10 protein-coding genes are annotated in these 12018 nt (G+C 53.8%); all 10 read right to left on the bottom strand.

Annotation, left to right across the window (positions count from 1 at the left end):
* Positions 1-217: 217 nt before the first annotated feature.
* The 10 genes from JRI89_05800 to JRI89_05755 all read right to left on the bottom strand — a co-directional run bounded on the left by JRI89_05800 (position 218) and on the right by JRI89_05755 (position 11710).
* Positions 218-1504 carry a phenylacetate--CoA ligase gene (locus JRI89_05800; GenBank protein MBW2070754.1) on the bottom strand — a complete coding sequence of 429 codons (1287 nt, stop codon included), beginning with the start codon at positions 1502-1504 and terminating at the stop codon, positions 218-220.
* A gap of 44 nt (positions 1505-1548) precedes the next feature.
* Positions 1549-2859, bottom strand: a complete 1311-nt coding sequence (locus tag JRI89_05795) for a phenylacetate--CoA ligase (GenBank protein ID MBW2070753.1) — start codon at positions 2857-2859, stop codon at positions 1549-1551.
* Positions 2860-2898: 39 nt separating this feature from the next.
* The gene (locus tag JRI89_05790; protein MBW2070752.1) at positions 2899-3636 is read right to left on the bottom strand and encodes an ABC transporter ATP-binding protein; all 738 of its coding nucleotides are present in this window, start codon (positions 3634-3636) and stop codon (positions 2899-2901) included.
* A gap of 121 nt (positions 3637-3757) precedes the next feature.
* Positions 3758-4543: an ABC transporter ATP-binding protein gene (locus tag JRI89_05785; GenBank protein MBW2070751.1), complete on the bottom strand. Its 786-nt coding sequence runs from the start codon at positions 4541-4543 to the stop codon at positions 3758-3760.
* A gap of 11 nt (positions 4544-4554) precedes the next feature.
* The gene (locus tag JRI89_05780; protein ID MBW2070750.1) at positions 4555-5544 is read right to left on the bottom strand and encodes a branched-chain amino acid ABC transporter permease; all 990 of its coding nucleotides are present in this window, start codon (positions 5542-5544) and stop codon (positions 4555-4557) included.
* Complete coding sequence (locus JRI89_05775; protein MBW2070749.1) at positions 5541-6422, bottom strand: branched-chain amino acid ABC transporter permease; 882 nt, start codon at positions 6420-6422, stop codon at positions 5541-5543. Before JRI89_05775 ends, JRI89_05780 begins: the two co-directional genes overlap by 4 nt.
* Before the next feature lie 158 nt (positions 6423-6580).
* The gene (locus tag JRI89_05770) at positions 6581-7105 is read right to left on the bottom strand and encodes a 2-oxoacid:acceptor oxidoreductase family protein (GenBank protein MBW2070748.1); all 525 of its coding nucleotides are present in this window, start codon (positions 7103-7105) and stop codon (positions 6581-6583) included.
* A 192-nt stretch (positions 7106-7297) separates the two neighbouring features.
* A complete protein-coding gene (locus tag JRI89_05765; GenBank protein ID MBW2070747.1) occupies positions 7298-9109 on the bottom strand; it encodes a 4Fe-4S binding protein in 1812 nt (603 codons plus the stop codon).
* Between the two features lie 382 nt (positions 9110-9491).
* Positions 9492-11372 carry a RiPP maturation radical SAM C-methyltransferase gene (locus JRI89_05760; GenBank protein MBW2070746.1) on the bottom strand — a complete coding sequence of 627 codons (1881 nt, stop codon included), beginning with the start codon at positions 11370-11372 and terminating at the stop codon, positions 9492-9494.
* Positions 11372-11710 (bottom strand): hypothetical protein, encoded by a 339-nt coding sequence (locus JRI89_05755; GenBank protein MBW2070745.1) that lies wholly within the window; start codon positions 11708-11710, stop codon positions 11372-11374. The genes JRI89_05760 and JRI89_05755 overlap by 1 nt, the downstream gene beginning before the upstream one ends.
* Between the last annotated feature and the right edge of the window lie 308 nt (positions 11711-12018).

The following is a 12018-nucleotide window of genomic DNA, read 5'->3' as shown; positions in this document are numbered from 1 at the left end:
TACAAGTTGTAGTTACTTCTAGGGTTTATGCCAAGCTCGTCTTCCCTCAAAGACGCGCAGCTCGCTATTTTCCTGAGCCCGATCGCGCCAAGATGCCGCTTCCACAGAAAAACACTAGATACTAGCGCGTAATGATAGTAGGCACCTAATAAACGCTTCCTGACAACCGACAACTGATAACCGCTAACCCCTAACCCGCAACTCGCCCTCCGCACTATTACCGATGGTCAAATACCCGCTTGCTCTTGCGCTCGCTCCTCGGAAGAGTGCCGTATTCCTGTATGTCGACCTCTGCACTCACCAGCAACTGCTGGCGCACAGCGCGCCTGATCTGCTGGGCTATTTCATGGTCGCGCTCCGCGGCAATCTCTGGTCGCCGCTCTACTTTGAGGATCATGTAGTCCCGGCCGTCTTCTCTTCTTTCCAGATGTACCTGATATTCACTGCCAATTTCAGCTACTCCTGAAAGAAGGTGATCTATCTGGCCCGGATAGACATTTACCGCCCTGATGATGAACATATCGTCGGAGCGGCCGAGGATGCGGTCATGCATTGGAAAAGGACTGCCGCAGGCACACGGCTGGGGAAGCAATCTCGACAGATCTCTGGTGCGATAGCGGATGAGGGGAGCAGCTTCTTTCCTGAGGGTGGTGACCACCATTTCTCCTGTATCGCCAGGCCTGACTGGTTCTAGAGTGTCAGGATCGATGATTTCCAGGATATAGAAGTCTGCCCAGTAGTGGATGCCCTGATGCAGTTCACAGTCCAGACCGGTTCCAGGGCCATATAGTTCGGTGAGGCCGGGGATGTCGAAGACATGTTCAACATCCAGAAGGTCTTTGATGCGGCGGTCCATACTCTCGCTGTGACGCTCGGCTCCCATGATAATTTTTCTGAGGGCGATTTGCGATTTGAGGTTGCGGCGCTGTATTTCTTCTGCCATGAGCAGAGCCATGGAAGCAGTGGAACAGAACACTGTGCTTTGCATGTCGATGAGCATTTCACAATGCATCTGAGTGTTGCCCGGTCCCACAGGAACTGCCATCGCCCCGAACCGCTCGCATCCGAGCTGGAACCCTACACCTGCAGTCCAGAGCCCATAGCCCACGGCTATCTGCACTCTGTCCGAGCTGTTGAGTCCGGCCATTTCGTAGCAGCGGGCAAACATCTCTGCCCAGTCATCAACGTCCTTTTGCGTGTAGCAGAGCACTTTTCGTTTGCCCGTGGTGCCGGAAGAGGCGTGAATTCTGACGATCTTGTCAAAGGGAACCGCCCTCAGTGGGAAGGGGTAATTCAACCTCAGGTCTTCTGCTGTGGTGAAGGGCAGTCTTTTGAGGTCATCCAGAGTTCGGATGTGATCAGGGTGCACGCCGGCTTCCTGGAGACGCTGCCGGTAAAAAGGCGAATTGTGGTAAGCATGATGCACAGTCCATTGCAGCCCCTGCACCTGGATGGCCTGCAATTCTTCTTTTCCTGAAACAGCTGGCAGAAAGCTCCGACTCATTGGCAACCTCGCATGTCCCGTCTATTACAGTCTCCCTGTGCTAGTCACATACCATCATCACAGCCCTGCTCTTCTATCAGGACTTCTGCGGGCATGCCTGTAAGGCTGCCTGCTTCAACCAGCCTCACTTTAATGCCGAGGCCGATGGACCTGCGAAGATGAGAGCGGACTCTATCGGCAAGTGCATGGGTGCCGTACCAATCTGTGGCATAGTCGACTGGTACGCCAACCTGGACCTCCAGCTGGTCGTTCAAGCCATGCCGCCGGCGAACGACAAAGCGGTAGCGTGAGACTTCCGGGGCAACCTCCTGCAGTAGAGACCCCAGATGTTCTGGGTAAACGCCAATTCCACGGACAGTGAGCAGGCTATCGCTGCGCTGTAGAGGCGGGGCCATCTTGACACTGGAACGGCCGCACTGGCAGGGCTGGTAGTTCAGGATGGTAATGTCACCCGTACGAAAGCGAATCAAGGGGAACCCCTCAATGGTCAGCGTGGTGACCACCAATTCGCCCTGTTGCCCGGGCGGAACCCTGTCGCCGGAAAGAGGATCTATGAGCTCAGGATAGAAGTGGTCCTCTGCCAGGTGAAGGCCGTCCTTTTCTACACACTCGAAGGCCACCCCGGGCTCTACCATCTCATTGACGCCATAAATGGCATAGGCCTGCAGTCCCAGTCGTTGTTCCAGGCTGCTGCGGACCTCGGCCGGCATGCATTCTGGCCCGAATACTCCTGTATGGAGAAAGTTATCTGCTGACTTGGTTTGCTTGCGCTCCATAGTATCAGCAATATGAAAGGCAAAAGAAGGTGAGGTGGCCAGCACTGTGGAACGAAAGTCCTGCATGATCTGTAATTGCAGGGTGGCGGAAACAATGGATGTGGGTGCCACGGTTGCTCCCAACAGTTCCGCGGCCTGGTTGAAAGTGAAGGCCCCGGTAAACAAGCTGTAGTTAAAGGCGACCTGGACAATGTCCCGGCGGCCAATATTTACCGCAGTCAAGGCCCGGGCCACCAGCTGCTGCCAGATGGCAACGTCTCGTTTGGTGTAGCCGACCACGAAGGGCCTTCCCCGCGAAGCAGCCGGGAACTTGAGACGCACCACACTCTTCAGAGGCACCGAAAAGAGTCCGTAAGGATAGTGAGTAGCGAGATCAGCAGCAGTAGTCAAGGGAAATTGTTGCAAGTCTTCGAGAGAAAGGATGTCTTCTGGCATGATTCCCAGCTCTTCAAACCGCTGCCGGTAGAAATCTACCTTGGTGTAGGCGCGATTTATGGTCATCTGCAGCCGCTCGAGTTGGAGTTCTGCCAGCTGCTCTCGAGGAAGAGTTTCTATCTTCTCGTCCCAAAAGGTATTCATTTTGTGCTCCCTCGTCCATTGACAGTAATGGCGCTGCTTTCACCTCTCCCATTTTGCCTGGTAGTCCTTGCCAAGGAATGCTCGCCGCAGCTCGTCATTCTCCATTAGCTCATGGGGGCTTCCTTCTAGCACAATGCGGCCGGCCTCGAGTACATAGGCACGATCGCACACCTCCAGGGCTGCCTGAGCGTTTTGCTCCACCAGGAGTATGGTGGTTCCTTTTTGCTGCAGCTCTTTGATTACCTGAAAGATCTCTCTCACCACCAGGGGCGCCAGACCAAGTGAAGGTTCATCCAGGAGGAGCATTTGCGGTCGGGCCATGAGTGCCCGGCCAATAGAGAGCATTTGCTGTTCACCTCCACTGAGAGTGCCTGCTCTCTGTTGTGCTCTTTCACGCAGAATTGGAAAGAGCCGATACACTTCGGTGAGCTGGCTGCGCACCATGTCCCGGCGTTCTCTTTTCGGCAGGGAGTATGCCCCGAGGGCAAGGTTGTCTGCCACAGTCATGGAATTGAAGATCTGGCGCTCTTCAGGAACCTGCACCAGGCCAAGCTTTACCAGCCTGTCAGGAGGCAGACCCAGCACCTGGCGCTGGCGCAAGGAGATGCTGCCTCGAGCTGCAGGATGCAGTCCACTGATCACATTGAGCAAGGTGCTCTTGCCAGCACCATTGCCGCCAACGAGAGCTACTACTTCACCCTCATCCACATGATAGCTCACATGATGAAGAATCTGTATGTTGCCATAGAAAGCAGAAATATTCTTTACCAGCAGCATGTCAACACCTGAGAGTTGCCTGGCATGTTCGATGTATCTCAAAAGATGGTAGTGAACAGCCTCCTATCTGGCGGTTGACTACGAGCCTCCGTGTCAAGTCGAGCGCTTTCTGGAGGCTGCTCTACACAGAGTGCGTCTGTCCGCCCAGGTACGCTTTCTGTATTGTGGGGTCGGCCTGAACTGCCTCCGGAGTGCCATCGCCTATTTTGACGCCATGATGAAGCACGATCACCCGTTGAGCTATGCTCATCACCAGATTCATGTCATGTTCTACCAGCAGCACTGAAAGTCCCTGGTGGCTGAGAGCCTTGATACGTTCGGCCATCTCTTCTGTTTCTCTGATGTTGAGCCCAGCTACCGGTTCGTCCAGCAGCAGGAGCCTCGGCGCAGATACTATGGATCTAGCTATCTCGAGGCACCTCTGTTCCAGCAGGGACAGGGTGTTGGCTGGCCTGTCAGCAAGGTGCTCTATGTCCAGTCGAGTAAGAGTTTTCAAGGCTGCTGCTCTGGCACGCCGTTCTTCTCGCCTTTCTGTAATCCAGTGGAGCATTCCCTTGAGGAAACCACTGTGGAGACGGCTGTGCAGACCCACCAGGACATTTTCCAGAGCCGTCATCTCCTGGAACACCTGCACCGATTGGAAGGTGCGACTGATGCCCAGAGCGGCTACCTGGTATGGTTTCAGTCCTGAGATGGTACGGCCAGCAAAGAATATCTCGCCCTGTGATGGGGTGTAAACTCCTGAAATCAGGTTGAGCAGGGTAGTCTTGCCCGCGCCATTTGGGCCGATGAGAGCAATGATCTCCCCGGAATGCAAAGAGAAAGAGACCTCACTCAGAGCCTGGAGTCCGTCAAAATGTTTGTCTACCTTGTCTACTTCGAGCAGTGTCTGATGCTGACCATTCATTGTCATCCAAGTTAGTCGTTTTGTTTTTTGAGGTGCGGCAAGCACAATCTCAGCAGACCTGGCAATAATCCTTCAGGGAAAAACAACAGTACTGACATGAGGATGACGCCATACATTAACAGGGCGTAATCACGCAGGGCATGCAGCAGCTCGGGAAGGGCTGTCAAGACTGCCGCCCCGATGATGCCGCCCCAGATATTGCCGATTCCCCCGACCACTGCCATGGTGACCACTTCTATTGAGTAGAATATGTCGAAGGTCTTCGGGCTGATGAATGACAGATAGTGGGCGTACATACTCCCTGCCACAGAGGCATATGCCGCACTGAGGGCGAAGACAATGGCCTTGTACCTGTCTGTATTGATGCCAAGGGAATTGGCGGTCATTTCATCCTCGTGAATTGCCCGCAGCGCTCTGCCAACCCGCGAGTCAGTGAGATTGATAGAGAGCAGCAGGAAGAGAACAAGCAGCGGCCAGATGAGCCAGTAGAATTCGACGTCCGTCTGAATGGCAAGACTGCCCAAATGGAGGCCGGGAATTCCTGAGAAGCCAGAGGGGCCGCCGGTCCATGGCTCCATCTGAACCATGAGGATGTAGATGATAATGTTGAAGCCCAGGGTGGCCATTACCAGATAATGTCCTGCGAGACGAAGGGTGGGAATGCCGATGAGATAGGCAATTGCAGCGGTGGCAAGCATCACCGCCAGCAGCGTGGGCCAGACCGGCATGTGGTAAGTAGTGGTTAATATGGCAGAACAATAAGCACCCATGCCGAAAAAGGCAGCATGACCGAGAGAGATCTGGCCAGCAAAACCTATGAGGAGGTTGAGGCCGAGGACCACCAGGGCATTTATGGCGATAATATTGAGAATGAGGAAATAATAGCTCTTGCTGATGACATACGGCAGGCACATTACCGCCAGGCACAGGGCAAAGATAGAGAGCCACTTTTTCACATTTCGATCCATGGCTGTCATATGAGGATAGCGCAGTCTTGTCATACTTTATGAATCTGTTTTTCCCCCAGCAATCCTGAAGGCCGAACAAAAAGAACCAGCAACAGGAGTAGAAAGGCCACAGCGTCCTTGTAGGCAGAGGAGATGAAACCTGCTGCCAGCGACTCCATGGTTCCCAGCAACAGCCCCCCCAGCACGGCCCCGGCCATGTTGCCGTAGCCGCCCAATATGGCGGCAGCGAAGCCCTTGAGAGCCAGCATCACACCGGCACTGTATGACATGGTAGTAACCGGGGTGACAATGATGCCGGCTACTGCCCCGATGCCGCCGGCGAGGACAAACGAGAGCATGGTCATCCGATGGGCAGGAATGCCGATGAGAGCGGCACCCCGACGATTTTCAGCCACAGCGCGCATGGCTTTCCCCGCCATGGTATGATTGAAAAAGACCGACAGCCCCGCCACCACAAGAAAGGTGATAGCCAGAATCCACAAGGTCTGGGGCAGAATGGCCGCATGAGCCAGTTCGAATGGTTCATCTCCTGAAAAGGGAGGAAGAGTCTTGGGCATCTTGCCCCAGACCATCATGGCGCATTCCCTGATGGTGATGGAGGCCCCCACGGTAATCATTACCAGTATAAGAATGCTTTGAGATCTGGAGCGGCGCAGTACAGCGGTCTCTAGAAGAAAACCCACAGCCATGGCTGTGAACACTGCCAGGGGGAAAGCCACAAAGAGGGGCAGGGCCATGCTCTGGGTAAAGGTGATGGCGCTCAGAGCGCCGATCATGACGAACTCCCCTTGGGCAAAGTTGACAATGCCTGTGGCGTTGTGAACAATAGCAAATCCGAGGGCTACCAGGGCATAGATACTGCCGGTGGTGATGCCGGATACGAGAAATTGAGGCAGCTGGTACCAGATCATGCTGTCACGTCTCGTGTCAGCCCTCCCCAGGCCTGTTCCCTCAAACAGGGAGGTAGTCTTTTGAATCATTGTATAAACGACCCTCCCAATATGGGAGGCTGGCGAGGGAGAGAGGAGCAATACTGCTCATTTTGTCAAGGCGTCTCTTCCACCTTAGCCTACTTCATGTCACGGGGGTCGTAGTTAAAGCCTGCTTGCAAGGCCCGGATGCTCAACTGCAGGCGGTCGCCAGGGTAAGAGCGCTGGAGGGTGCTGCACACTGTGGTGAAGTCACAGAAAACCGATCCAGATGCCAGAGCAAAGCCAAGCAGCACGAGGTTCGCGGCCAAAGGATAACCGAGGCTGGTTGCCAGCTGGGCAGCATCGATGGCACCTGGATATTCTGGGCGATGACTGTTGATAAATATTTGCCCATTCTCATGGAGGAAATGGCCATGCAGGCCTAGATTGTTGTGATGCAGCAGGAGAATAATGTCAGCCTGGCCGCTTCTGATGAGAGGGCTGTGAAATGACGGTCCAACCTTGAGATGCGAGACCACAGTGCCGCCCCTTTGCGCCATGCCGTGAGTTTCGGACGAAAGTACTGGCATCTCCAGTTCAAGGGCTGCTTCCGCCAGCAACCTGGTGAGAAAGAGAACACCCTGGCCGCCTACGCCACTGATCACTATTTGCTGTTGTTCCATAAGAAGTCCAGTTAATGCTGATACTTAGCAATATCAATTTCTTTTAGACCTTACTGGTTGATCGCAAAATGAAAGTTCATCCCTTCTCGCCGCATATTCGGTAGCCGCAACGTTCAGGTTGCGTGTGCGGCCAATCCCCTATCATACTCTGTTAATCAATATTGGTTATCATGGTGCACTTTCATGTTGCCATCAACCATCACTGCCCACCTCTTCTATTGCCCCCCGTGGACAGACATCCAGGCAAACTCCGCAGCCGACACACAAGACATGGTCTATATGGACCCGTTCCTCCTGGTCGTCATACAGCAGGGCAGGGCACTCGAAGTGATCCAGGCAGTAGCGACATCCCTGGCAGTCGCCAGTGACCGCCAGCTTCTTCCTGGGCAACAGGTGGGGCACACTTCGATCCATGAGGCAGGGGTGCCGGGATATTACTACACTGATGCCGCCCTGCTCTGCCTGACTGTAGGCGTGAGCTTCGCGAATGAGCTCAATAAAGTCCCCGAGATTGTAAGGATCGGCAGTGCGCACAAAGCGTACGCCGCAGCCCCTGACAATTTCTTCCAGGGATACGGTGACGGCGTTGGCGCTACCCGGCTCGGGCCCACTTTCAGGTGTGGGCTGACAGCCTGTCATGGCTGTGGTGCCGTTGTCCAGGATCAAGAGTACGAAGCGGGCACCGTGAGTGACGCTGTTCAGCAGAGCAGGTATACCAGCGTGGAAAAAGGTGGAGTCCCCAATGGTTACTGCCAGCGGCGGTGAATCTTCACAGCCGAGTTGGTGGCTGTGGTAGAAGCCGGCGGCCTGACTGATGCTCGCCCCCATGCAGAGGACCGTGTCTACAGCACCCAGATTGAGTCCCAGGGTATAGCAGCCGATGTCGCTCGGGAAAATGGCCTTGGGCATGGCGCGTTTGAGAGCAAAGAAGGCAGCTCGGTGAGGACAGCCTGGACAGAGGGTTGGGCGTTTTTCAGCTGCAGTAATTGTTGTGGAGGGCGGCAGAGGGGGCAGGTGGAAAAAACCTCTGAGCAAGGTCTCGACAAGCTGAGGCTCCAATTCACCAGCATTGGGGATTGTCTTGCTCAGACGGCCATACACTTTGTCTCGATGGCGCAGTTGCAGTTCGATTACCGGATAAGTTTCCTCGACAACGAGAATCCTTTTGAACTCGTGCAAGATAGTTTCAGCAAAGAGAAAATGAAGGGGATAGGGTACGATTACCTGGTAGATGGGCACTTGGTCGTAGAGCCCCAGGTCCTCCATTATCTCCTGGACATTGGCCAGCGCTACCCCCGATGAAAGCACGCAGGCATCGCTGCCCTCAGCCTCCGGATTCAGCAGCACCGGAGCTAGAGACGGTTCGACTGCAAGTTTGTCCAGCTTGTCGTTGAGCTTCTGATGGAGCAGAAAGCGGAACCTGGGTGTTGCCGCCCACCGCCCGGGTTCCTTGAGAAAGCAGAGCTCCCGGGGTGGAAAGCTGATTTTTCCCACCTCGATATCCTGACGGGAATGGCATATTCTCGTGGTGGGCCGCAGCATTACAGGAATCTCATACTCTTCGGAAAGCTTCAAAGCGGGCTCTACCATCTGCATCGCCTGCCTGGGGGAGCTTGGATCGAATACGGGTATCTTGGCGAACATGGCCATAAATCTGCTGTCCTGCTCGGTTTGCGAGCTGTGGGGGCCGGGATCATCAGCCGCGATAACCAGGAAGCCTCCCTTCACTCCTGTGTAGGCTGAGCTCATGAGTGGATCGGATGCGACATTCAAGCCCACCTGTTTCATGGCCACTGCTGAACGCGCCCCCAGGTAGCTATTGGCCAGGGCCACTTCGAAGGCGACCTTTTCATTGACGGACCATTCGACGTGCATGGGCAGCTTGTGTTCACGCTGCAGCCGCAGCAAGGTGTCGACAATCTCGGAAGCAGGAGTGCCCGGGTAGGAAGTGACAACGGTACAACCGCTCTGCGCCAGAGCCCAGGCAATAGCCTCGTTGCCCATGAGGATGCGACGAGTCAAATCTGTCAATTCATTTTCCTCCTAAACAGAAAGGCCGCGGAGTCGCTGTCCACGGTCCCGTTCCTTACAGCGAAATACCTCCCACCATTAGAGAATCCAATGGTGTACAGTAGGCTATGCAGGTGAGCTGCGCTCCTGCGGTCCATATTGCTGACTGCAGCCCCGCATTGTCCTGAGCTCTATTGCCGATGTCTCGGTCGTAGGACCGGTTTCCCGCTATGAGCGGCACCGGCGGCCATGCTGGTTTCAACTAACCAGCGTGGTGATGCCTACTTTTCAGCGTCCAACAATGAAGCAGTAGAGATACTCGTTACCAGACAACACCGGGAAATGTCAAGAAAAAGCTTGTTTGCGAAGACTGCAATTATTGGGATAGGGGCGCTCTGTGGCCACACAGCAGCCGGTGAGGCTCTTCATTTACTGCCAGACTGAGGACCCGGTCCTTTTCCTGGAACATGAGTCGCCGGCGTACCATGTCTTTGATGAAAGTCTGGATATGGTCCAGGGAAAAGTGTGGAAAGGACTCCCTGATTGCTGCCATTGGTTGGACTGTTTCACAGTAGCGGTATATGGCGGCGGATGTCTGACGCATACGGAATGTCTCTGTTTCTTTGTCGGCATGCCGGCGGCGAATGAGCAAAAAGTCGCTGCCGTCGCGATAACTCAAAATAGGCATGTGGTTATGGGCATTTCGACACGAAGAATAATGCTGCTGCCACTTTTTCAGTTGCCTGTTGACCGGCCGCCACAATCCTTTTTGTCTGGTCCGATCGCCATGATAAGTCTTGAGCATGAGACACAGAGTGTCGCCCAGTGATCCAGGCAGCAGCAAGCGATAGTTGGGATGATTGCTCAGGCGCCGAATTCCATATCGTGCTGGTGACAGGGCCACTGGACTGTTCTGACCAAGCCAGAAGCGAACCAGGCGAAGAGGCTGATAATACTGCACATACTGTAGATTTTCCAGGGTTTCTGCCACATCCTCCTCATCGCTGCCAGGAAAGCCGCAGAGGAGGTTTGAATGGTGCCTTATTCCAAGAGTCTCACAGTGCTTCATAATCTCAATATTCTGGATGGCAGTGGTACCCTTGTTGAACTTTCTCAGCAACCTGGTACTGAGAGATTCAATGCCTATCTGGGCCTCTGTAACGCCAGCGCGGCGCATTCGAATCAGTTGCGGCAGTGAGACGCTTGCCCTGAGTTCCACGAAGAGCTCCAGTGAACTGCCGAGAGAGTACAGTTGTTCGAATATCTCATCCAGTAAATCTGGATCCAGGATGTTATCCACGAAAAAGAACTTGAGAATGGCATGGCCGCGGGAGAGCTGCTCAATTTCATGCACTACCTGATAAGGTTTCTTGCTTCTATAGCCTTGCCACTGAAGATTGAGATTGCAAAAGCGACAACCTCTACCACCAGCAGCTGGCGTGAACCTGTGCCACCAGCATCCCCTTGAAGTCTCAACCGGCAGTGAGGGTATCAAATTGGCAAGGTCGGCTAGAGCATGTAATTGCTTGAAGTAGTCCTCGAAGTCACCCGGGGGAAGCTGGGCAAGGTCATCTAGTTGTTGTATTCCTCCACCTCGAATGCTGCCGTTGCTGTCTCGCCACCACAAGCCAGGACAGGAGTCCAGGTTTTCCATGTCGCCATTTTGCAAATGGCTGACAAGCTGCAGCAGCGGTAGTTCTCCTTCTCCACTGATAACAAAGTCGATTTCTGGCAGCTGAGCCAGCAGAGAACGGCCAAGTTCTCCGGCACAAGCTGAACCGCCTGCGACAATACGGCATTCCGGCAGCAATAATCTGAGAGCACGAATCATGTAGAGAGAAGAGGTCAGTTGACACAGGCAGATAGAAAAGCCAATGAGATCATATGAGTGCCACGGCAAAGGCAGATGTTTGTCTCGGTGCAGTAGCTCGATCTTGCTGGCAATCTCAGGCAGTTCTAATGACACCGCCCCCTTCGCTCTCTTGAGTTCTTTGCGAAAAAGCTTGACGTTGTCATTCTGTTTGTCTGGATTGAGAAGGTAGCCGTAGACTGATTCAGCAGCCCAGGTTCGCTCGGCAATGATATTGTAATTTTGTACCTGCAGCAGGTTTGCAACTTCGACATAGAGGTGATAGCAGTGAACCTCAATATCTGGGCGTTCTCGGAGCAGAAAACTCTTGAGAGCGGCTAGTTGGATGGACGGGCGGTTGGCCAGAGGCCAGGGCATGGAAATAAGGGCAAGCCGGAATGGCGCCATCAGAATGGCCTTTTCATCCAGACTAGAGCAAGCCTTTCAGAAGGGTCGTATTTACAGAACCGCATCTGGGGACCGTCATCTATTTCCTGCTTTAAGGAAATGAGCTGGTCAAAATCATGGTTGATCACCATTTCGCAGAATTCGAGTTCATCGTCTTCGAAGGTGGTGATAGGATCAGCCGTATCCATGGCGATGGCAGAGCTTGCCAGTCGCTTGTTGAGTATATTACCGCCGCAGATCTTGTAGCAGGCCCCGCAATCGCACACATAAACGCAGTCAAAGTCAGTAGGAACAGGATGCTCTCTGTCGCAAAAGGGGCAAACAATAGAAAGAATCATAGCAAGCCTCTTACTGGATAATTGGGACGATAACGGCAAGGTGAACATGATGCTAACGTAAGCATAGTCAATGGTCAAGAGGTAAGAGTAAGAGAAAATCAACTTTTACCACAGGTTGCTTTTCTCTGGTAAATGGAACAGACTTGAATCTAATCAGAGTGATGCAGCGTTCAAGACTTCTGCGGAAGTCATGGGAAGAGGGGCTATTTCATCGGGTCGCGCTTAGAGAAGCGCTCCTACAGAGACCTCTTTTTATGTAACCTTTGCCGTAGGAGAGGCTTGTAGCCACGACCTGATAAAATTGCACC

The organism is Deltaproteobacteria bacterium (genome assembly GCA_019309045.1).
Taxonomy (GTDB): domain Bacteria; phylum Desulfobacterota; class Syntrophobacteria; order BM002; family BM002; genus JAFDGZ01.
This window is presented reverse-complemented; position numbering and strand designations above follow the sequence as displayed.